This is a genomic window from Paenibacillus sp. EKM212P, from assembly GCF_011066115.1.
Lineage (GTDB): Bacteria > Bacillota > Bacilli > Paenibacillales > Paenibacillaceae > Paenibacillus > Paenibacillus polymyxa_B.
In genome coordinates, this window is the sequence record NZ_JAAMNR010000002.1 from 661,952 (window position 1) to 684,783 (window position 22,832).

At 43.5% G+C, this 22,832-nt stretch carries 18 protein-coding genes; 4 read left to right on the top strand and 14 right to left on the bottom strand.

The window, feature by feature from the left end; translation table 11 throughout:
• Positions 1–82 precede the first annotated feature (82 nt).
• The 7 genes from G9G54_RS09200 to G9G54_RS09230 form a co-directional block, all read right to left on the bottom strand.
• Entirely contained in the window at positions 83–1,135 is a 1,053-nt protein-coding gene (locus tag G9G54_RS09200) for a glycoside hydrolase family 53 protein (protein ID WP_165177439.1), read from the bottom strand.
• Between the two features lie 102 nt (positions 1,136–1,237).
• Entirely contained in the window at positions 1,238–3,325 is a 2,088-nt protein-coding gene (locus G9G54_RS09205) for a beta-galactosidase (protein ID WP_274597339.1), read from the bottom strand.
• Between the two features lie 28 nt (positions 3,326–3,353).
• On the bottom strand, positions 3,354–4,232 hold the full coding sequence (locus G9G54_RS09210; RefSeq protein WP_061828452.1) for a carbohydrate ABC transporter permease: 879 nt from the start codon (positions 4,230–4,232) through the stop codon (positions 3,354–3,356).
• Between the two features lie 27 nt (positions 4,233–4,259).
• Positions 4,260–5,150, bottom strand: coding sequence for an ABC transporter permease (locus tag G9G54_RS09215; protein WP_165177441.1), 891 nt, complete (start codon positions 5,148–5,150; stop codon positions 4,260–4,262).
• Positions 5,151–5,396: 246 nt separating this feature from the next.
• Positions 5,397–7,079 (bottom strand): extracellular solute-binding protein, encoded by a 1,683-nt coding sequence (locus tag G9G54_RS09220; RefSeq protein ID WP_165177443.1) that lies wholly within the window; start codon positions 7,077–7,079, stop codon positions 5,397–5,399.
• A gap of 136 nt (positions 7,080–7,215) precedes the next feature.
• Entirely contained in the window at positions 7,216–8,841 is a 1,626-nt protein-coding gene (locus tag G9G54_RS09225; RefSeq protein ID WP_165177446.1) for a response regulator transcription factor, read from the bottom strand.
• Positions 8,816–10,636 (bottom strand): sensor histidine kinase, encoded by a 1,821-nt coding sequence (locus G9G54_RS09230; protein ID WP_165177448.1) that lies wholly within the window; start codon positions 10,634–10,636, stop codon positions 8,816–8,818. Before G9G54_RS09230 ends, G9G54_RS09225 begins: the two co-directional genes overlap by 26 nt.
• Before the next feature lie 114 nt (positions 10,637–10,750).
• Here G9G54_RS09230 and G9G54_RS09235 point away from each other — a divergent pair, with 114 nt between their 5' ends.
• Positions 10,751–10,903, top strand: coding sequence for a hypothetical protein (locus G9G54_RS09235; RefSeq protein ID WP_023989363.1), 153 nt, complete (start codon positions 10,751–10,753; stop codon positions 10,901–10,903).
• Between the two features lie 5 nt (positions 10,904–10,908).
• Here the strand turns inward: G9G54_RS09235 and G9G54_RS09240 are convergent, their stop codons facing one another.
• A complete protein-coding gene (locus G9G54_RS09240) occupies positions 10,909–11,346 on the bottom strand; it encodes a NucA/NucB deoxyribonuclease domain-containing protein (RefSeq protein ID WP_165177450.1) in 438 nt (145 codons plus the stop codon).
• 140 nt (positions 11,347–11,486) lie between these two features.
• Between G9G54_RS09240 and G9G54_RS09245 the strand changes: the two genes are divergently transcribed.
• Entirely contained in the window at positions 11,487–11,681 is a 195-nt protein-coding gene (locus G9G54_RS09245) for a hypothetical protein (protein ID WP_061828457.1), read from the top strand.
• Between the two features lie 387 nt (positions 11,682–12,068).
• Positions 12,069–12,371, top strand: coding sequence for a hypothetical protein (locus tag G9G54_RS09250; protein ID WP_013310964.1), 303 nt, complete (start codon positions 12,069–12,071; stop codon positions 12,369–12,371).
• A 69-nt stretch (positions 12,372–12,440) separates the two neighbouring features.
• Here the strand turns inward: G9G54_RS09250 and G9G54_RS09255 are convergent, their stop codons facing one another.
• From G9G54_RS09255 to G9G54_RS09275, 5 genes are all read right to left on the bottom strand, one after another.
• Positions 12,441–14,327, bottom strand: a complete 1,887-nt coding sequence (locus tag G9G54_RS09255) for an Ig-like domain-containing protein (RefSeq protein ID WP_165177452.1) — start codon at positions 14,325–14,327, stop codon at positions 12,441–12,443.
• Positions 14,328–14,447: 120 nt separating this feature from the next.
• Complete coding sequence (locus G9G54_RS09260) at positions 14,448–14,870, bottom strand: hypothetical protein (protein ID WP_061828460.1); 423 nt, start codon at positions 14,868–14,870, stop codon at positions 14,448–14,450.
• Positions 14,871–14,886: 16 nt separating this feature from the next.
• A complete protein-coding gene (locus G9G54_RS09265) occupies positions 14,887–15,555 on the bottom strand; it encodes a uracil-DNA glycosylase (protein WP_013310967.1) in 669 nt (222 codons plus the stop codon).
• 259 nt (positions 15,556–15,814) lie between these two features.
• A complete protein-coding gene (locus tag G9G54_RS09270) occupies positions 15,815–16,477 on the bottom strand; it encodes an S-layer homology domain-containing protein (protein WP_165177454.1) in 663 nt (220 codons plus the stop codon).
• Between the two features lie 120 nt (positions 16,478–16,597).
• Positions 16,598–18,658: a glycosyl hydrolase 115 family protein gene (locus tag G9G54_RS09275; protein ID WP_165177456.1), complete on the bottom strand. Its 2,061-nt coding sequence runs from the start codon at positions 18,656–18,658 to the stop codon at positions 16,598–16,600.
• A 257-nt stretch (positions 18,659–18,915) separates the two neighbouring features.
• Between G9G54_RS09275 and G9G54_RS09280 the strand changes: the two genes are divergently transcribed.
• A complete protein-coding gene (locus G9G54_RS09280; RefSeq protein WP_165177458.1) occupies positions 18,916–20,859 on the top strand; it encodes a serine hydrolase domain-containing protein in 1,944 nt (647 codons plus the stop codon).
• A gap of 183 nt (positions 20,860–21,042) precedes the next feature.
• Here the strand turns inward: G9G54_RS09280 and aspS are convergent, their stop codons facing one another.
• A complete protein-coding gene (gene aspS, locus G9G54_RS09285; protein WP_165177460.1) occupies positions 21,043–22,812 on the bottom strand; it encodes an aspartate--tRNA ligase in 1,770 nt (589 codons plus the stop codon).
• Positions 22,813–22,832 lie beyond the last annotated feature (20 nt).

Consider the following 22,832-nt stretch of genomic DNA (forward strand, 5'->3'; position numbering starts at 1 on the left):
AAGTAACTCAAGATAACAATAAAGAACCTCTAGTCTGCATAGAAGCGAACTAGAGGTTCTTTGATATACTCTTACGTACTTCTTAATTTATAAATCCTTCCAAAGCTGAGGTTGGTTTACCGTCAGCCTGCCAAGCACCTTTGTTATAACCTTGATTATAACCTGGGGTTGCAGCCGGCTCCCAATAAAATACCCCTGTACCCTTGCCGCCTCCAATGTTCCGAACCTTTGTTTTGATTGCAGAAATAAATGCCTTGGAAGCTGCAGGTTCGTTATATTCCATCCCGATTTCACTGATGACAATGCCTTTACCGTATTTGGCAATTAGGTTATTGGCATTGGTAATCGTCTGATCCACCTTGCCCTGCCAGTCAGTAGGAGACGGATACAAAGACAGCCCGATGAGGTCAAACTGAGCTCCATTATCAATCAGTCCGCCGATATTCCAGTTCAACACGGAACCGTTATCCCCGTTGGCTAAATGTACGATCGTTTTGGTACTGCTGCTTACCGATTTTACAGCATTATTACCTGTATTGACGAGCCAGGCATAGTTTTTCATGTTCACCGAAGCTTTGCCGTCTTCCCAGAGCATTCCATTGTTCGTCTCATTACCGATCTGCACCCAGTCCGGTGTTACCCCCTTGCTTTTCATCGTGTTCATAACATAGACCGTATGAGACCAGACTGCATCCATGAGTTGTGTAAATGTGAAATTGCGCCACGCATAAGGTTTGTTCTGTTGCCCTGGATCTGCCCAGGAATCACTATAATGTAGAGTCAGCATAACGCTCATACCCAATTTTTTAGCTCGCTGCGCCAGTTCTGCTGCCTTTTCGGCATTCATGTATCCGCTTGCATAATCTTTCATGTCAGGATTTACCCACACACGGATACGTACCGAGTTAATCTGATAGTCATCTCGCAAAATTTGCAGTATATCTCGACGAACACCCTTTTTATCCTTCCAAGTCATACCTTGCGCTTCCATTCCTGCTACCCAGCTTATATCTGCTCCTTTGGCGAAAGCAGGGGCGGCCGAAGCCGCACCCAACCCTACAGAGCCGAACGGATACAATAAGCTGGATAGCAAGATCAACATCGCAAATACCATCGTGCGGTTACCTGTTTTCATAAGTCATCTCCCATCCGAATTGTATACTTCTCATTGCCTCTGACCAACCTACCAATTCCCTCACTCGGGAAAACGACAGAGATCACACTTTAATATCATGTTCTATTTATTGCGCTCTGTCTTTAAAACCTTAACAGCGTAGGCATCCAATTGAACGCTACCGTCTTCTATCGCATGATTTTCAAGCATATCCGCATAAGTTCGTCCATCCAACGTAATCTTTTGCGGCTCATGCGTGAAATTTAGTATAAAAATATAATCATGAACCCCATCGGTACGAATCGCCGTATTCACTCCATGAGGCAACTTCACATTGAGTGCTTTACTGATTCTTGCATCATCAATTAAACTTCTGTAAAAATGACTGTGAAATAGTCCGATGTTGCGTGATGCGATGTAATAAGCCTTTCCCTGTCCCAAACGGTTCACCGTCAAAGCCGGACGTCCTGCATAAAAGTCTGAGCCGTACACAGCCAGTACCTCTGCACCCTCCGTATGAATGAGATCACACAATTCTACAGCTTCATACTCCCCTTGCAGATCCAGCTCATTGCCTTCAACCGGCAAAATGTGATTACGATCATGATCATGCAATCCGTCAATCTCTTCCGACCAGATCCCCAGCGTCTTACGAAGCGGGCCCGGAAAGCCTCCAAGGAAGCACAAATCATGTTCATCTACGATACCAGACCAATAGGTTGCTACGAAAACGCCGCCATTTTCAACAAATTTCTGTATACGCTCCCCCACACCACTGCGGACCATATACAACATCGGAGCTACCAAAAGTTTGTATTTGGAGAAATCTGCATCCATATGAATGACATCTACAGGCACACCCTGCTCCCAAAGTGCCAAATAATGCGCTTCAGCTGTCTCCTCATATTTCACACCTTTGTTCCGCGGTCCCTGTGAATCGTTGATTCCCCAACGGTTCTCCCAGTCAAAAATGACTGCGGCCTCCGCCGGTACCGATGTACCGATAACCTCCTCCAGTTTTTCCAGCGCATTACCGACATGGGTCACATCCCCGAATACCCGAGTGTGCTCATGTCCGACATGATCGACGACCGCACCGTGCAGCTTTTCACTCGAACCCCGACTTTTCCGCCACTGAAAATATTGAACGGTGTCTGACCCGTGTGCTACAGCCTGTAAAGACGATAGCAGATGCATTCCCGGCCGCTTCAGCTTGCTGACGTCTTGCCAGTTTGTCAAACTCGGCGTACTCTCCATGAGCATCCAAGGCTTGCCTCCCTTGATTGAACGAATAATATCGTGCATCATAGCCACTTTCGCAGCTTGACGGCTATCATCTCCCTCACGGTCATGCCACGTCGGGTAACTATCCCAGGATATAACATCGAGCAGATCAGCAAACTTCCAGTAATTCAATCCTTCAAAAAACTCCATTAAATTGGTTGTGACCGGAATGGCTGGATTTGCAGCCTTGAGCGGCACAATCTCATGTTTGATAAAATCTGCGGTCTGATCGGTCACAAACCGTCTCCAGTCCAAATTCATAGCATGAACCTGTGTCTCACCATGAGGTGCCGGAGACTCAATTTGGCTCCAATCTGTAACTGTATGACTCCAAAAGGTCGTCCACCATGCGTGATTAAGCTTGTCCAGCGTACCATATTTATCCTGGACCCAAGCGCGAAATGCCTCCTGACAATAATCACAGTGGCAATCTCCACCAAATTCATTGGAAATATGCCAGCCAATAACAGCCGGATGGTTAGCATAACGCTCGGCTAGCTTCGTATTCATGATACGTACTTTTTCCCGGTAAACAGGCGACGTAGCACAGTGATTATGGCGAAACCCGTGCAGATTACGGACACGGTTAGCCTCCACACGCAGCACCTCAGGATATTTTTGTGACATCCAGGCTGGTCTTGCTCCACTAGGAGTGGCCAAAAATGCATAGATTCCGTTCTCAGCAAACGAATCCAGAATACGATCCAGCCACTCAAACGTAAATACGCCTTCCTCAGGCTCCAATGAAACCCATGAGAAAATACCGACAGACATCACGTTACATTTGGCTAGTTTCATTAGACGGATATCCTCCGCTAACACCTCAGGGTAATGCTGCCATTGCTCCGGGTTATAGTCCGCTCCATGCAGCATACGTGGAACTCGCTCACTAATGGGAGGGTACTTGATTATGTTTTGCTTCGTCACTACAAATCATCTCCTTCAATTAATTCTGTTACTCTTTGACGGAACCTAGCGTCATACCTTTAACAAAATACTTTTGTAAAAATGGATATACAATGAGAATAGGCGCTGCACCAATGAAAATTTGCGCAGCATTAACCGTCGTTTGAGAAAGTAATTCCATCTCTTTCGGACTCATGCTCATGGAACTCATGTCCTTCTGAATAATTACAGTTTGTAGGAACGTCGCCAGCGGATAATCCTTTGCATTGCTCAAATAGAGCAGACCATCAAACCAGGAGTTCCAATGAAATACCATACTAAACAGCGCAATCGTCGCAATGGAAGGCATGGATATCGGTAAAAAGATACTAAACAATGTCCGAAAATGTCCTGCTCCGTCGATCAATGCGGCCTCTTCCATCTCTTTGGGAATTCCTCTAAAAAAGTTCAACATAAGGATGATCAGAAATGTGTTGACCGCTCCTGGCAAAACAAGTACCCAGAAGCTGTCCATGAGGTGGATCTTTTGAATAACCATATAGAATGGAACCAGACCACCGTTAAAAATCATGCTGAATACGAACAACCATGAATATACGTTTCGGCTACGGAACACAGATGTTTCCTTTGAAAGTGGATAAGCAGCTAAAAAGGTAATAAGCAGTGTTAAGCCGGTTCCCAATACAGTCCGACAGACAGAAATCCAGATGGAGTGCAGAAAAATCGGGTTATTCATCGTCTTCTTATAGGCTTCTAATGAAAATTGTACCGGCCACAGTCCAACCAGATTGGCATCTGCAGCTGATTTAGCACTAAATGATACCGCTAACACATGAATCAGCGGAACGATACACATGATGGACAAAATCACAAGCAAGCAAATATTAAACACATTAAAGATGCGGTATGGCGTTGTTTTATGATACATGACTCTCCCTCTTTCAGCCTCGTGGAATCAAAATATGCGGTAACCTGCCCATTTGTGAGCAAGTCGATAAGATATCAGAATGAGAATCATACTGATAACGGATTTGAACAACCCGATTGCAGTAGCAAAGCCCATTTCCCCATTGATTAACGCTGTCCGGTAGACGAATGTATCAATAATATCGCCTTTTTGGTAAACCAGCGGATTATAAAGGTTGAAAATCTGGTCAAAACCAGCGTTCAGTACATTGCCAAGTGCAAGCGTTCCAACAACGACTACCATCGGAATTAACGAAGGTACAGTGATGTGCAGCGTCTGTCTCCAGCGGCTCGCTCCATCCATTTCAGAAGCCTCATACAACGAAGGATTAATTCCCGCCAGTGCGGCAAGAAATACGATGGTGTTGTAGCCGAACTCCTTCCATATATCCGATACAATGACAGTAAACCGAAACCAGTTATTATCTCCCAGAAAAAAGATAGGCTGGATCCCGAAACTACCGAGAATACGGTTCATAAATCCATCTGAAGCCAACAGGTCAATCAGAATTCCGCCCAAGATGACCCACGACAGAAAGTGTGGCAGATAAACCAGTGTCTGAATGGATCGCTGTAGTCCGACCTTACGAATTTCATTCAGCAGTATAGCAAAAACAAACGGAACCACCAGATTGAAAAACATCTTTAACACAGCAATAATCAGCGTATTCCAGACGACTTGTAGACTGTCCTCCCGTTGAAACAAAAAGCGGAAGTTATCCAGTCCAACCCACTCGGAACCAGTTATGCCTAGCCAAGGCTTGTAATTTTGAAAGGCCATCACGATGCCGCCCATCGGAATGTAGCTGAATACAATTAAGAAAATGATGGCTGGCAGCAGCATGATATGAAATGGCCACGTACGTTGCAGACTTCTCATTGCAGTTCCTCCTGTAACTCTCATGGTATACTTCAATTATAAAAGCGTTTTCGCTGTCCCAACAGTTCAAAAAACCAACATACATGGCACAAAAGCAATCATTTTTCAAGCTCGCCAAACGAATAAAACTTTTTTTCAAACACGCAATGATAGCGCATTCATTTCCACTCGATACGGGTGAAGCTGTAGTAAAAAGGCTGCCCACCTCGGGACAGCCCTCCTACTCTGTTACAACATCATTGGTTTTTACTTTTCGACGCTTTTATACCATTCGTTTACTTCATTTGTAATTTGTTCGCCACCAGCTGTTTTCCACGTCTGTACAAAGGTATCAAAAGCAGAGATCGGCTGCTTGCCATAAATAATTTCATTGAAGGTCTGACTTTCAATCTTATCCAGATAGTCCTTTTTAGCCTTCATGGTTGGCGTAGTAGGGCCTGTGAACTGATCTTTCATGGAGATATCCTTCTGTTCCATAAGCACTTTGGCAGCTGCGGGAGTATCTTTCCCGTAGTTCACCATTACATCTTTCTCCAGACGGGTCTTCGGTTCTGCGCCGTTAGCTAAACTTAACAAAGCCTTCATTTGGGCATCAGGTATACGCGCACCATCACGAACCAGCAAATAACGAAAAGAGTTTACATAACCGCCTGGTATTTTATCGATAGACATTAGCTTTCCGCCCGCATCCAAATCATAATCGTAGCCCTTAAACAGCCCATTCGACAAATCGCCGTCTTGTTTGGCATTAGCATAATGGTCAAACAAATAATTTTGATAAGTGAAAAAAGCTTCAGGATGCTGCATTTGTTTGTTGATTAATACAACACCATTGGTATATTGCGTTCCGTGACGCATGGCTTTATTGTCAGGACCCGCTGGAATCTTGATCGGCTTCCACACGGCACCCGGCGCATTTTTGACTGTATCCTGAAGCGGCCAGCCGCTCATCCAATATGGTCCAGGAATCATACCGGCTGTTCCTGCGACTGTAGGTTCTGACGTTTTATTTTCATCCCACAATGCTGCTTCCTGAGGAATATATCCCTTTTTGAGCCACTCGCTCAGCTTTTGCAAACCCGGCTTCATGCCAGGCTGCACGGAGCCATATTCCAAACTGCCATTTGTGCCTTTGTTCCACTGCTGAGGTAGAGTGCCATATGCCCCGAAAATCCAGGATGGGTCACCCATCCAAGTGTTCATGGATGTTTTAAAACCGATGCTGAGCGGAATCACTTTGTTCGGAGCCAGTCCGTCCGGATTTTTATTTTTAAAAGCATCCATCACTTTTTCCAGATCATCCATCGTCTCTGGAGCCTTCATACCCAGCTTATCCAACCAATCTTGTCGTACCCACAATACATAATCATGGTTATAGGCGAAATCAAGCACAGGAATACCCATTTTTTTGCCATCTCGGCTATACTGATTCCATACGTTTGTATCCTGATTCATCGCCTGCTTCCAGGAATCCGAAGCGTACTTGTCAAACAACGGACCCACCTCTGCAAACATACCAGAATCGATCATGTCTTGTGCCAGTTGCTCATTCTCCGTCCCCAGTACAACGACGTCCGGCATCTCCTGACCGGAGGACATAGCCAAACGCAGCTTTGTAGCAAATGCGCCATTCGTATCCGTGACGGACCAGAGTGATTTGATATTAATACCGAATTTCTCTTTAGCCCATTTGGTCGCAATGTTATTTTCGATAGATTCACCATTTTTAAATTTTAAGGCGGGATCTACACCCCATACCGTGGAAATTGTGACTTCTGGATTGTATTTTTCTTTGTATACGTTTTCAGTTTTAGCTGTGCTGTCCGCATTTCCATCATTCCCCGTACCTGAGCAGCCCACAAGGCCCACTCCTAATACCATAGTTGCGGCGAGCAACGACAACAGCTTTTTCTTCGAATGAACTCGCATATTGTTCCCCCTCTAAAAATCATTTTCTACTCTTTTATTATAAGAGGGCTTTTCTTCACAGCCTATGTCACAAAATAAATATTTCTGCACCTTTCCCAACTGATCTTTGCTGGTTTCGTCCTTACTGGTCCCATCTTTACTGGTCCCGAAATTCATGCGGAGTCATTCCGTAATGCTTTTTGAACATCTTACTGAAATATTGGGGATTCTGGTAGCCTAGTTCCGTCGTAATTTCGTATATTTTTTTGTTGGAATATTTGAGCAAATAAAGAGCCCGCTCCATTCTCATTCGGATAATATAGTCACCCAAACCTTCTCCGGTTTCAGCTTTATAAATTTTAGACAGATAGACTGGATGAAGATAAACCTGATCAGCAATCGTCTTAACAGACAGCTCCTGGCCTTTATCCTGGGAGATGAGCTCCTGAACCTGCTTGACCACATAGCTTTTAGCGCTTTGCTCGCTTGCGGACCATTCAGATTTAAGTTTGTTCATCATGGAAAATATCCACTCTTTGAGGTGGGGGAACGAATGAACCATTTTCTGCGCATGTAACGGATCGAAGCCTACTTGATCCATCTGTGTAATGAAACGTCCTTGTTTGTGCGCTGTATACATAAAGGCGCTCGTCACCGAAATAAACAGCTCATATAAATGCTCGCGTGTATATCCCACCTCTTCCATTTTTCCAAATACACGGCTCACTTTCGCTTCTGCCTCGTCCCATTGCCTGGATTCAAGCAGATGAGTAAGCGTTGGGTGCATATAAAGCCCCTCCAGTGACTTAACTGAGCTGTGTGGCTGTTCTGTCTGTTCTTCTATGAATAGCAGTGTATCCGTCTCCTCCTGATGGTTCCAGTATAAGGATCTAATCGCTTTCTGATATAGCTTAGGTAGCTCCTCTGGAAACTTAAACCATCCGGTCAATGCAACGTAAATTTCCCCTTTCAAGTAATTGCTCACATTTTTTCGAAAGGTCTCAATCGCCGCACTCAAAAAACGATTCTGCTCATCCGCGCTCCGTTCAGGGAATGAATTCCAATTCCCTTCTATTAATACAATTAAGCAGTCATGCGGCGCTTTGCAATGCCAAACGTGAAAATCAGGTGCGAACACTTCTTCGGCAATATTTCCAATCGCATACTCAATTAAGGAGACTGAATGATAGTCCATATCAGAAAAATGCTTTCCTAGCTGAATAAGCAGCATACTGGCAGGATGTCCCGTGCGTAGCTTGATTTCGTACTCGGACATTTTGCTCTCTATTTTGGGTACTGGTAAATCACGCCCGAGTAGTAAATCATGCATCAAATGGGTCCGCAGTACACCAAAATCGTTTCTGCGGCTATATTGTAATTGATGAACCTTGTCAAATGCTTCCCATTCTTCCTTTAGCGAATCCATGGCGGCTGACACACATTTGATAAACTCTTCATCATCCACCGGCTTTAAAATGTAATCAAAAGCCTTAAGCTGAAGCGCTTTTTTAGCATATTCAAAATCGGCATAGCCTGTCAGTAACAAACTTCGGATATGCGGCCATCGCTCGTTTACTTCAACAATCAACTCCAGTCCCGTCATACCAGGCATACGAATATCCGTAACCAGAATATCAATATCGTACGCTTCCAGCACATCCACTGCTGCTAATGCGGAAGCCGCTTGATGAACCCTCTCGATGCCTAGCGTCTCCCACGGAATGGTAGCTGCCAGACTTTCTGTTACATAACTCTCATCATCTACTAGTAATATCTGAACCATCTGTTCCCTCCGTTTTAACTATATTCGAATTTGGCGAAGGCTCAATTAAACCATTCGCATGCTCTCCTTCTGTTGAGATCGACCATTTTAAAACTGCACGCAATCCTCCCAATGGAGACAAAGAGAATTCCAGTCCTGCATCTTCCCCAAAATGTAATCGCATGCGTTGATGCACATTCCATAGACCATATCCATGTTCCTCTTCCACTGGCTTGTCAAGCGTTGATGTCAGGGCAGTTATAGCCTCTCTACTCAAACCGAGTCCGTTATCATCCACAATCAGGTACATATACGAGCCAACACGCTCGGTTAAAATATGAATTACACCATCCTCCGCTTGAGGCTCTATCCCATGCAGCACCGCATTTTCCACCAGTGGCTGCACTACAAGCGGCGGAATCAGCAGACTGCTAGCCTGTGAAGAAACATGAATTAAGAACGTTAGCCTTGGCATACGCATCTGCTGTATGTTCAAATAATATTGAACAAATTCGACTTCCTCTGACAATGGAACCAAATCCCGCTCCTGTCTTGTTGTATATCGATAATACCTGGATAAATTATGAGCCATGGCCACGACCGCCTCATGATTGCGCAGCTTCGCCATACTTGTAATAAACGAAAAACAATTATAAAAAAAATGCGGATTGATTTGTGACTGTAGCTGCTTTAGTCGCGCTTCCTTGACATGCAGCTGCTCAACATACACCTTCTCAAATAGCTCCTGAATCTGTTCGACCATCAGATTAAATTGACTAGACAGGAAAGCAAACTCGTGACTCCCTCTTAGACTTAATCGAACAGCATAGTCTCCATCCTTTAGTCTCCGAAATGCCCGCACAAGCTGAAGAATCGGCACTTGTACCTGTGAATGAAGCAAGTAAGCGCCAATCAAGCCTACCAGCAGCGAGCCAACAACAGTTATATAAAACAGTCGATTCGATGAGTAAATCGGAGACATCATATCGGACAAAGGCATATAATCAATCAAATACCACCCCGTCGTTTGCGAAAGAACGGCATGAACCAGGTAGCTTTCTTCTCCAATTTTCACAGTCAGATTATCAACTTCATGGAGCCCCATTTTTTCTAATTTTGAAATCAGCTGTCCAGACAGCTCTTCATTGGCAGTACGATTATAGATCGCTCCTACGCCTTTTTTATAATAAAAAGGCTCCTTTCGACCATCACCTTTGAAGCGGTCAAGCATATCCTGAATATTACTGCTGTCAAATTCAACTTTAATAATCGTGTTAGCGGTTTCTGGATTACCAAGCGAAGAAAACGGGGATAATGTATACAATGAAAATATAAATTGGTCTTTCCCGTATGATCTTTTTTTGGATACCTGCCAGCCGTCTTTTATCAGCTGATTTAGTTTTTTCTGGTCATATAAACCTGCTCCATTCTCCGATACAACCCGTCCAAGCGAAGGAGAATAGATACTCAGCCCGGTTCTCCAATTAGAAGAGCTTTCCTGAAGCCCAAGCTTGATTTGAATCCGTTTGACAAGGTTAATTCCATCCAGATTGAGAACCTTGTCCTTCAAAAAAATCGCTTGAAAACTGGCTACATCGGGATCATGAATCAGCAGATGCGGCCAGGAGGAAATCATTTCAATATTCGTATTCACCTGGTTTTGAAAAAAAGTCAGCTGATTATAATTAGATTGATTCAGCTCCTCACGTAATACGCCTGTTGTTGTCTGATTAGAATAGACATACAGGATCAGCACAGGTATAAGCAATACGATAACGATGGAAACGATTTTAGTATAAAAATTAAATTTAAACATGAGTTCTACACATCCTCTGCACAAAAAACAGGCATACTTAAATGGTATGCCAGAGCCCTGACCTTCGTTGCCGTCAGTACATACTATACATTATCAATGGTTGGCGGTGATAATATGTTTGATGCTAAGCAAATGGAATGGTTTAACCAACTATCCGCTGAAGACTTGGCCATTTTAGGTGCCGGCTTCAATACACTAGGTGATTTTTTTGATTTTCTGGCGTTGATTAAGGCCAGACAGGAAACAGCCCAAGGTAATAAAAAGTAATAGCACTATTTCACAACAAATTTCACACGAGTTCCATCCTCATACTCATCCAATTGGTGACTGACCCATGATCCTGCCCCACGATTATCCTTAGGGGCTATGTATTTGATATTTGCACCTTTGCCACCTTCTGAGCACATAGCCATCGGCCATTCGTCACGATCGTATCCTTTACGAGTGGGAACACCTGCAAGCGAATGCTTGCGATTTTGCTCGGCTCCTTCACGGTCAATTGTGCATACCGGTGATTTCCCCGCCTGAATGGCTTCCTTAATATGCTGCGCCGTTTCAGGGTAACGACCTGACGGGAATTGCAGCGTAACCTGAGCCGATGAAGGCGGGTTCTCTCCTGTCGTTTTCGTAAGAAGATTGCCTCCTTCAAACCAGTACGCGCCCGCAGCTAGCAGTACTAAAGCTATAAAACTTAGCAATTTTTTCTTCAATTTCCCTCTTCCCTTCAAGCTATTCCAGTAGATACCTTCAACTAAGGTAATCCCCGGATTTTATTTTTTGTAACCCCTTACTGACTATAAAAAAAGGTTGAATATTCGACGACAAATAGTATAGAAAGGAGGTTGTACGAATGAACGATGAGATCAAACTGGCCGTGAGCCAAATGCAAGCCGTTGTAGTCCGGTTACTGAATGGAAGTACCTTAATTGGCTGGCCTAAGCTCCTATCTGACCAAGAAACTCAGCAATTCAAGCTCTACGATGACGAACACGTATATACGATTTCCGTTAATGACGTGGATACGGTCGCAAGAGTTATTGTATAAGATACAGGAAGCGACTTAATGAGACATCCAGTGGACAAGCCCGAACAAAGCACACCACAGGAGAAGACTGATCAGAATCCCCCAAAATAAACCTTTAAAAAGCTTCATACCTTACTGACAACCTTTCCGACTGGGCTTTTTCCCCATTATAACATGTCAGAAAGACAGCTGTCGCAGCTTGCTCCTATATCATCTTCGTATCATATATATTAAATTTTAAAATCACGACACAAAGGAAATAACGAAATAATTCCAAAAATTATGCCTGATCACCAGTGAAAATGAAATCATGACATAATAAAAGTCACATTTTAATCAAAATTTAATGAAAGTTTTCCGAAAATGATGTATAATTATTGACATAACAAAACGCACGAGGTGATCATCATGGCATTATTAAACAGAGTTCATGAATTAAAATTGCAACTGCCTAACGAGCATCATAGCATCTCCCAATACGTGGAGCATGCATTGCATTCGATTGACAGTTTTGTGGAGCAACATCGTCAATTTATAGCCGCTCAGGCTCTATATGGTGAAAAAATTAATGGTACGGAAGAAAGACTGTTCCGAGACACAATTTCTGAGATTAAAGCCCAACTGGTAGCTACTTTGGAAAAGACAGTTGAAGACTTCGCACACAAAGGCGATAAGCACTGGAAAAATCATTATCAGGACGGCGTAGAATAAGCTGAAAATAACCCCCGGTCTTTGGACCGGGGGTTATTTTGTATAAGTGGATGTGGCAATATGCGTAGACTATTTTAACACTCTAGCCGATGTCGCTACAGTCTTACCACCATAAACTACTTTGATACTGGAACTTCCGGTATCAATCGCCTTCACCTGACCGCCAGTAACCTGTACGATCGACGGTTTGGAAGATGTCCATACCGCTGAGCTTGTCACATTGGTAGTTGCACCTGAATCATAAACTGCATTCACACTAAGCACTTGAGAGGAGCCTTTAGGCAATTTCAGGTTTTTATTGCTCAATACCAGTTTGAGCAGCTTAGGTGTGACCTTGATCTCAACGTTAAACGACTTATCCTGATATGTGCCCGTAATCGTTGCGTTTCCAATTCCAACGGCTTTAATAGAAGAGCCTTTTACGATCGCTACGGAAGCATTCGATGTTGTCCATTTCACTTTACTGCTTAGCGTAGCTTTTTTACCTTCCGTATATATGCCGATGACTTTGATGGACTTACTTCCTTTCAAATTCATATCAGCACTCGAAAAGCTTGGTGTCAATGTAGAAATGGCTCCTTCCACAATGACAGGTACTTTCACATATTTGTTCATATACATAGCCTTGATTCCAGAGTTACCGCCATTCACCGCTTTTACTTTACCATTTGCTACTGTAACTGCGGCTGTTGTACCTACCCAGCTTACCTGATTGGTAACATCAAGGATTCCGCCACCAGCCATGTGTGCTTTTACTGTCGGAATACTTGCTTCTTGGCCTGCAACCAATACGTATTTTTTCTCTGAAGCGGTTAGTTTAAGTACTTTGTATTGCACAGTCACTGGAATATCCAGTTTGAGTGCACCTACCGTTGCTGTCAATGTTGCACTGCCTGGGTTCACTGCAACTAGCTTACCATTTGCTATTTTAACTGCACTTTCACTGCTTAAGCTCCATTTTACATCGGATTGAACTGCTTTTTTTGCCCCATTGACCAAATAAGCAGATATACTCGGAAGAGAAGTTTTGCCTCCTGTTTCGAGAGTCAGACTGGCTTTGCTCGAAACCAGTTTTTCAACCGTTGGAAGTACATTAATCTTCAGAGTCTTGCTCAAACCGTGATAGGACGCTGTAATCGTCGAATTGCCTGCATCCATTGGTGTGATTTTACCTTGCTCGACTGTGGCAACCAGCGGATTGGAGGAAGTCCATTCTGCCGTGTTGGTTACATCTGTTTTGCCGCCAGTCAGGTTGACATCGGTTGCACTAACCTGAATTGGGGAGCTACCCAGAAAGACCGATTTGGCCCCAGTTGCACTCAATACTAACGCCTGAGAAGAAGAACGCACATACACAATCGTTTGTGCTTTAAGTTCATCTTTGCTTGCTTTAATGTAAGTCACGCCTTTGGCAAGTGGACGAACAAGACCATCTTCAACGGTAGCAACAGCCGCATTCGAAGAAGTCCATTCGATACCGGATACATTTTCCGTCCCACCTCCAGTAAGTACACCTTGAGCAGTCAATTGCTTTGATTCTCCGCCAATCGTCAAATTAATGGGACTAGACGGATTTAATTGCAGCTTGCTGTAAGGCGATTTTACTGTAATCGTTGTACTTACCGTTTGCTGCTCATATGTGGCAACAACCTTAATCTGCCCTTTTGACACAGGAGTAATGAGCCCCTTATCAACCTTTAAAATGCTTGAATCCCCAGAGATCCATTCTGCCTTTTGGGTAACATCTTCTTTGCCCTTTTCAGTCAATGACCACACTTTTAATTGAGCGGGGCTTCCACCCAGATTCAATGTAGTCGGATTTTGACTGTCCCACTGTACCGTGGAGGTCGTGCTCTCCTCAGCCCGGATCAAACCCGCTGGCCATGCTGCAAATACAAACATCAGCAAAGCAAGTAAGAAGGTACTCCGTTTGCTCATACGTTTCATACGCTCCATTCGTTTCTCTCCCTTAGTTTCATCTCTATAAAATAGGATATAATTAACAATCCCATTACTTTTATCGGTTAGCAGCTTACTAAATTGAACCCTTCATCAAAAAAAGGTGAATAATTACAGTTAAAGTTCTCCACGCAGTGACCTTACCACAAACAAATGCTCTTCTTTAGATAAGGTTTGTCCATCTTCAAGGATTACATTGTGTGCCGAGTGACTAACCAGCTTTACATTATAAGCAATCAGCTGATCTTCTCTCCAAATCGTCACCGCCGACTGAAAATGAATGGCATTATCAAACTGCAACGGAACACTCATTACATAACCGATAGCGTTGAGCTTCGCCGGATGGCGGCTTCTACGCTCACGCCCCGGAGGTAGCATGGTAATATACGTAATATTTTCAAAAGGAATAGCCAGCATTTTCGGGCCTAAAATAACGCACTTTCGTATATCATCCCATTTTTCAAGCGTGCCGCGCACCTTCTGGGTATGATCGTTGTTGCCGTGATATAAAATGACCTGACGTCCCTTCCATTGACGCATGTCCTCACCTCCAGTGCTAGCGGTTAGGAATCTCCCACCGAATCGGCTCCATTCCATGCTCCTGCAAAAATGCATTGGTACGCGAAAAAGGCTTGCTGCCAAAAAAGCCTCTGTGAGCCGCCAATGGACTCGGATGAACGGATTTCAGCACCAAATGCTTGCTGGTATTCACGAAGCTTGCTTTTTTCTGAGCATGGCTCCCCCACAAAATAAACACTGCTGGCTGCTCGCGCTCATTAATCGCTTCAATGACAGCATCCGTGAAACGTTCCCAACCTATTCCCTGGTGAGATTGCGGTTGTCCTTCACGTACGGTTAACACGTTGTTTAGCAGCAGCACACCTTGCTCAGCCCAAGGAACGAGGTATCCCTGATTCGGAATGGGAGTACCGATATCATCGCGAAGCTCCTTATATATATTTAGTAGAGATGGCGGTGTTCGCACACCAGGTCTAACAGAAAAGCTCAAACCGTGAGCTTGTCCCTCTCCATGATATGGATCCTGTCCCAATATAACCGCTTTGGTCAGATGAAATGGCGTTAATTTAAGTGCGGAAAACAAGTCTTCTTTTGGAGGATATACCTTATGTAACTTGTACTCTCGGGCTAACGTATACCTTAATTCATTAAAGTATGGCTTTTCGACCTCTTCTCGTAGTACATCATCCCAGTCATTCCCAAACATACCCCTGTCTCCTCTCAATATGTAGATCTGTGAAAACGGTAAGCTTTTTGATCCAAAAAAATAAGCTGAACTCCTCATCCGGAGCCAGCTTATTTATTCGTTACCTGTGTTATATGCCGAAGGACCAGGAAAATATCCTTACGGTAATCAGCTACCGCAGGTCTAAATTCGATTTCCTTATTATAACATTAACGATAATGATGTCAAGTAACTGAAAGCTTAATTCCCTCAGAAGAAAAGCTCTTTATTGCTGTATTTATTACGATTTTGTATGAGCATTCAGGTATTCCAATGCATTATATAACATAACAGCAGCTTCGGCACGTGTAATCTCTTTTTTTGGATGAAACTTTTCATTTGCATCCAAGGTATTGACCTTGTAGACTAGCGAGCGTTGAATGCTACCTTGGTAAGAAGGCTCCAGTTCGCTGTCATCCGCAATATTCGCAGGTGCGATTTTAATCATCGGAAGAGCGCCTGCTTTTTCCATGCCCTGAATCAGCATGTGGGTGAACTGTTCCTTAGTCAGAGCTTTGGCAGGATCAATATCCTTTGGAATAACCACACCATTATAATGAGCGTTGATAAAAGCTTCAGCGTACCATGCGGTATCCCTAACATGGGTGAACAGTCCACTGGCCTGTGGCGCTTTATTAAAATCAATCGCGGCCAAACTGAGCTGGAGTCCGCCGGAGATCAACTGAATGCCTTGGGCAGCGGTCACTTTAGATGACGGAAGAAACTGCGTGTCAGAGACACCTTTGAGTAGACCCTGATCTTTAAGGGATATGATTTTTTCTTTGCCGCTTACGTTGTTCAAATCCTTGAATTGACTGTCTGCCGCAGACATTTGACCTCCAATGGAGAAGGACAAAATGGCTACAGTTGTAATGGCTGCGAATGCACTTTTTCTCATACTCATGTTAAGTTCCACCTTGTAGTTGAATTAGGCCGCTTGGCCATTAACAACTTCATTGACGTAGTATAAGCTGGAAAGGTTGCAGGCAGACGCTGTTGCTTCTTATGCTACATGCCTTCCTTTTTAATATAATACCTTCTCCAGACTGCGTGCCAACTCATCATCGGGAAGGGGCTTGCGATGCGTATTCTCTAGGTAGATATATTTCTCTGTTTCAGGCATTAAATATTGTTTGGACCACAGGAACATATCCGGACTGTCTCCCTGAAGACGAAGAAATCTCCGCACAGTGTCCGCATGAGAAATAGTGTTATCTAGATTGGTTAACCAATCTGCCCGGTAGAAATGCTCCCATCTTCCAGTTCCTGCGAGCGATAAAGCTTCTTTACCCATTCGGTAGCTCCAAACGGCATGAGAAGCTTGTATAAATGCTCGTGGATAATCTTTTTCAAGGAACAGCCCATAAGCGCTACATAAGCTTGCCAGTCCACGTGAGCCACTTAGATGCAGTTCAATCTGCACAAGCAGTTGATTATACAGCCTTCGACATTCATCTTCTGACAACTGCTTCATGATTCGTAGACACCGCTCTCGCAGTTCAACCCAGTCCGGGATTGCCGACTCGGCTTTTTCCTTGAACCAGCGTACCTGTTCAGGAAAAGGCCTTTTTCCAGTAGCCCAGTACAGTCGTTCATCACTGCCTTCTTTGCCTTGTAGCCAATACCCCATAATCTGCCGAGCCGGATGGTGATAAAACTCCTCCCCTGCTCGATCATCCTTGTGCGGGCCATAAACGATCGTGCAGCGGGAATAATCCCGGTATAATTGGGAAATCTCTTGAAGCTGACTACTGTACAGCCGCCCGATAAAATCAGTAAGCTGCTCTTCAGCATCCACTTCACCCTTCGTCCATAAATTTGCTACTAAATCCAGCGTATATACATGTGGCAAAATATTACCTGAATTGACCAGCAGGTACTCGTCCGCCCCTGCAGTAAATGCTGAAGTTAATTCCTCTACAATCAAGCTGGCTGAGGAGGGAAATTGGGTAAGATGGTTCGACGCTTGCAAGTCGTGGAAGGTCACATGGTAATATACTCCATTCTTGCCCCCATCCTGCGCCTCAGGCAATGCTGGCACACGATAATTAAGATTCCCATGGCGCCGAGATACCATTTTACCGTAACCATTGTCCGCCCATATTTTGATCACCCCTTCGGGTACTTCAATATGTCCCTGCTTATATAACTCGGCAATCTCACCATACATCGCCATACAACACACAGGATGCTCCACAAATTCACAGATCATATGGTACTGCTTGCGAACCACATACGAGATTAATTGTCCACGTTTGTCCGGCGTATTAAAGGAAGGATCATCTTCCCAAAAAGGCTTGTCACCCTGCCCGCGAAAAGATAATACCCATACAATCTTCTCTTCCTTTTGCCGTTCAATCGCTTCCTGCCACAGCTGTTCAAACAACTCGGGATGCTCTCTGTAGCTAGCTTGTTTACCCGGAAAGGCGCGCAAAAACATCTCCGCCCCCAACGGTTCAGCATGATGATGTGTGATCCATAAACCCATGTCTGCTGCAAGCTTATGATGGATACCTGTGCGTGGTAAATCGGTTCCGGGAATCACCATATTTCCACCACAGCGCAGTAACGCTTCAAAAACGGGCTGCCACACCTGCTCCGTCGGTGGATAATCATCCTTCCAGCCAATCAAGCATACCTCATCATTGACAAACCATCCCCGATATCGGACCTTGGACGGTATACTGTCAACATTCTGACTCGGCAAAACTATGGTATCCCGCTTAGGCGGTAGAATCTCCGCCCAGAACCAGAACGGCTCCACACCCAGAGCGAAACGGCTGTAATGAAGCAGTCCATAAATAATTCCTAATTCATCACGGCCAATAATATGGAGTACCGTTCCCTTGCTACCAGCAACAAAACGCAGACAATAGCCCTCTGGCCAATGCGGACAGCTATCTCCTTCCTGCGCATAACGGATAATGATCGAGGGCTCTACTTCTGTTAGCAATGGTTCGCGGCCAAACACTTGCTTATGATCTCGCGCAATCATGTTCCAAGCGTGGGCAATGGGCACACTTTCATCAGTTTGAAGATTGTATCCGCTTTCAGATGAAATAGTCAGAGGTTCACAGGCTTTCATTTATTGTCATCTCCTATTTTTTTCAACTATGAGGATTCTTCTTGTCTTTATTTTATAGGTAGTCAACATACATATAAAGCTGTACCAACGTAAATATTGCTTTTTTTCGGTAAATCATTTGAGAGTTGAAGCTTCATTTGAGAAAGAAAAAAGTAAGGAACAGGAGAGAAATAAGAAAGACTTGACTGCTACACTAAAAATGTTCCAAAAAACAGACTGCTCTTAAAGATTCAAGCGCAGCAAAAAGGAGACTTGATATGAAATTGAAAAAACGATTTGCCTCTTTGTTCCTGTTGGCATTGATGGCATTTATCCCGGTCCAGGCATATGCTTCTGGGTCCGTTCCAACCACTCCCTCTGGAATTCCGATTTCCGAAATCGAAAACAGAACAGATCAAATTATGAAAAAATATATAGGAACAGCGATTCCTGGTGCTGCGGTTTCCATAGTAAAGGACGGAAAAATTGTTTTTTCAAAAGGTTACGGATACGCAAACATCGAGAAACAAACACCCATGAGTACGGAAACAACCTATATGGAGGCCGGTTCCGTATCGAAATTGTTCACCTGGACGGCAGTAATGCAACTGGTTGAGCAAGGAAAGCTGGATTTGAATACGGACATCCGCACATACTTGCCTGACGGCTTTCTCAAGCCTTCTTTTGATAAGCCTATTACCCTGAAATCATTGATGAGCCACACGGCAGGTTTTGAGGAGCGCCTGGAAAAACTTTTGGTTCATGACGCTGCTGATCTTAGGCCTCTCAAGGAGCATATCGCACCCGGAAATCAGCCTCAACAGATTTATGAGCCTGGAACAGTGATTGCTTATTCCAACTATGGGACCAACCTGGCCGGTTATATTATAGAACGTGTATCCGGAATACCTTTTGAAACCTATATTCAGAAACATATATTTGAGCCTCTAGACATGAAACATTCTTACTTTACACAACGGTATGATCTTATCCCAGAGGTTATCGAACATAAAGCAACAGGCTACTCCAAGAAGGATGGAAACTGGGTGGCAAAGCCGAATGTTTTCTTTAATGATGTGCCGGCGGGTGCGTTAAACATTACTTCGGAGGACATGGCTCATTTTATGCTTGCTCATCTGAACATGGACCATTCCTTAAAACATTCGCTGTTCAACAAGAATGAAACCTTGCGAGAAATGCATGAGGCTTCGTTTACCCACTATCCTGAGCTTCCGGGGAATGCCCATGGCTTTTGGGAACGGTTCGCGGGAGATTATCGTGTTATCGAGCACGGTGGAAATACAGATTCATTCTCCTCTCTGGTCTCTATCGTGCCGGATCAAAACTTTGGGATCAGTATTCTGACTAATGTGGAAAATGAAATGTCCGGGGCGAGAAGCGAACTCATTGACCTGTTTGTCGGGGGTTCCGACGCTACTCCGCAAGCGGACAGCACGTTGAAGCATAGCGGGGATGTGGCGGGAAAATACCGTTCTGCTCGCGCAGTATCATCTGGTATATTGAAGCTTATACCCGTATTATCCAATGCGGAAGAAGTAGTCACAGCCAACGGCAATGGCGGAATCACTCTGAGTATTCCATCCATGAATATTAATGTTGATTATGTAGAAACCAAACCCTATTTTTTTGAACGCGTGACTCCCGGGAGCACTCCTTATGATCATGCGGGCCTAAATATCAGCCGTCTTTTTTTCTTAACCAATGCCGATGGTAAAGTGACGCAGTTGTCATATGGAGTGATCGATGACCAATTCCCGATATCCTTCCTGCAAACATCCATTTTTAGTTATATTCTGGTCGGGGGATGCGGTATTTGGTTTGCGCTTGGTTCTATTTTCGGTATTATTGGATGGCTGCGGAAGCTCAAGGACGCAAGAAAGCAGAAGAGTACTTCGCGGCTTTCCTTCCCTGACAGTGTAACCGTAATACCCTTGCTGGGTCTGCTTGTGATCGTCAATCTCATTGCTTCCAGCATCCAATTGATAGGCGACCCCTTTCAGCCTATGTCCAATTTCAATTTGAATATTATCTTTTTCTGGGTACTGGGGCTTGCCTTTGTACCGGCCACCTATCTTGCTGTAAGAAGATGCAGTGTTACCCAAACTACATTGTTAAGAAAGGTATACACCGCGACGCTGATTCTTTCGTTTCTAGCTATTTCGATTTTCCTGTATTCCTATAATTTCTACTTTTTGGTATAGCTCCACTCGATAAGCCTGCTATACCTTCCAGTGTACCGATGAAGATTGCATAGTGAACAACCCCAATCTGAGCTAAATAAAAAACTCTCCTCTGCATCTAGCAGGGAGAGTTTTTAACACACTCAATGAGATTTAAATACGTGCCGGATTGAGCCTTTGCTTTCAGTATGTTGTTGAATCTGTTTATTCTGTTTCTGGCTGAGTATTTACCAATTTTATATGAACATCTCTCAATTGTTTTTCAGTAACCTCCGAAGGTGCTCCCATTAATAGATCCTGCGCTTTGCTATTCATTGGAAAAGCAATAACCTCGCGGATATTCGATTCATTTGCAATGATCATAACAATCCTATCAATTCCAGGTGCTATACCTGCATGAGGCGGCGGCCCAAATTGAAAAGCATTAAAGAGTGCAGGAAATTTACTCTTGATGTCTCCATATGTATAACCTGCAATCTCAAAGGCTTTTACCATAATCTCCGTATCATGATTCCGGACAGCACCCGAGGACAGTTCAATCCCATTACATACAATATCATATTGGTACGCAAGGATATCAAGAGGATTCATATTCAGTAGCGCATCCATACCACCTTGTGGCATCGAAAAAGGATTATGGCTAAATCCAATTTTATGAGTATCAGTATCCAATTCAAACATAGGAAAATCAACTATCCAGCAAAATTTATATATATCCTTTTCCAGCAAATCCAGTCTTTTTCCTAATTGATTTCTGACAGCACCGGCTATTTTTTCTACATTTTTAAGTTGGTCAGCAGCAAAAAACAATGCATATCCTGAACTAGCTTGCGTAACATGTATTAATTGGCTTTTCACCTCTTCAGAGATGAATTTTGCAATAGAGCCACTAAGAGACATATCATCATTGAACTTAATCCATGATAGGCCTTTCGCTCCAGCTTCAACAGCAAAGTTTACTATATCGTCATAAAAGCTTCTTGGCTGTGCTCCACAACTAGGAACAGCAATAACTCTTATCGTATTATTTTTAAATACTTTAAAATCAGTCTCTGTAAACAGCTCTGTAACATCATGGATAATTAATGGATTTCTTAAATCAGGTTTATCGCTCCCGTATTTGAGCATGGCTTCTTGATATGGAATCCTGCTAAAAGGCTTTGAGATTTTAAAATTTGTAAATTCGGAGAAAACTTCATATAGCATATTTTCAACTACATTAAAGACATCTTCCTGTGTTGCGAAAGCCATTTCCAAATCCAGCTGATAAAACTCGCCTGGTGATCTGTCTGCCCTTGCATCCTCATCTCTAAAGCAAGGAGCAATTTGAAAATATTTATCAAAGCCCGAAACCATTAATAATTGTTTAAATTGTTGAGGTGCTTGAGGCAAGGCATAAAATTGACCTGGATGCACTCTACTAGGAACTAAATAGTCTCTGGCGCCTTCTGGAGATGAACTTGTCAGGATAGGTGTCTGAATCTCTAAAAAATTCAAATCGATCATCTTTCTTCTGATACTTTGAATTACTTTAGAACGAAGTATAATATTATTGTGTAGTTTTTCATTCCGCAGATCCAAGAAACGATACTTTAATCTTAAATCCTCCCGAGCTTCATTTGCTAAAGATACTTCAAAAGGTAATGGATTCACTACCTTCCCTAAAACTTCTATCTCATTAGCAGCTAACTCAATATGCCCGGTTTTCATAGTGGGACTAATCGTATTTTCAGATCTGTTACATACAGTACCTGTAACAGAAATAGTTGACTCTCTGGTGATCTTTGATACAAAATCTTTCAATTCGTTATTATCAGAAACAACAATCTGCGTTACTCCATATTGATCCCTAAGGTCAATAAAAATAACCCCGCCATGGTCACGCATATTTTTTATCCATCCTGCAATTCTCACTACTTCGCCGACATGTTTTTGATCCAATTCTCCACAGTTATGAGTCCTGTAACTATGCATGAAAAACCCCACTTTCTTTT

Coding starts and splice junctions, on each gene's coding strand:
- G9G54_RS09220 (WP_165177443.1), bottom strand. CDS start 7,079: ATGCGAGTTCATTCGAAGAAAAAGCTGTTGTCGTTGCTCGCCGCAACT.
- G9G54_RS09250 (WP_013310964.1), top strand. CDS start 12,069: ATGGCATTATTAAACAGAGTTCATGAATTAAAATTGCAACTGCCTAAC.
- G9G54_RS09260 (WP_061828460.1), bottom strand. CDS start 14,870: ATGCGTCAATGGAAGGGACGTCAGGTCATTTTATATCACGGCAACAAC.
- G9G54_RS09215 (WP_165177441.1), bottom strand. CDS start 5,150: ATGAGAAGTCTGCAACGTACGTGGCCATTTCATATCATGCTGCTGCCA.
- G9G54_RS09225 (WP_165177446.1), bottom strand. CDS start 8,841: ATGGTTCAGATATTACTAGTAGATGATGAGAGTTATGTAACAGAAAGT.
- G9G54_RS09230 (WP_165177448.1), bottom strand. CDS start 10,636: ATGTTTAAATTTAATTTTTATACTAAAATCGTTTCCATCGTTATCGTA.
- G9G54_RS09265 (WP_013310967.1), bottom strand. CDS start 15,555: ATGTTTGGGAATGACTGGGATGATGTACTACGAGAAGAGGTCGAAAAG.
- G9G54_RS09245 (WP_061828457.1), top strand. CDS start 11,487: ATGAACGATGAGATCAAACTGGCCGTGAGCCAAATGCAAGCCGTTGTA.
- G9G54_RS09270 (WP_165177454.1), bottom strand. CDS start 16,477: ATGAGTATGAGAAAAAGTGCATTCGCAGCCATTACAACTGTAGCCATT.
- G9G54_RS09200 (WP_165177439.1), bottom strand. CDS start 1,135: ATGAAAACAGGTAACCGCACGATGGTATTTGCGATGTTGATCTTGCTA.
- G9G54_RS09280 (WP_165177458.1), top strand. CDS start 18,916: ATGAAATTGAAAAAACGATTTGCCTCTTTGTTCCTGTTGGCATTGATG.
- G9G54_RS09275 (WP_165177456.1), bottom strand. CDS start 18,658: ATGAAAGCCTGTGAACCTCTGACTATTTCATCTGAAAGCGGATACAAT.
- G9G54_RS09210 (WP_061828452.1), bottom strand. CDS start 4,232: ATGTATCATAAAACAACGCCATACCGCATCTTTAATGTGTTTAATATT.
- G9G54_RS09235 (WP_023989363.1), top strand. CDS start 10,751: ATGTTTGATGCTAAGCAAATGGAATGGTTTAACCAACTATCCGCTGAA.
- G9G54_RS09255 (WP_165177452.1), bottom strand. CDS start 14,327: ATGGAGCGTATGAAACGTATGAGCAAACGGAGTACCTTCTTACTTGCT.
- aspS (WP_165177460.1), bottom strand. CDS start 22,812: ATGCATAGTTACAGGACTCATAACTGTGGAGAATTGGATCAAAAACAT.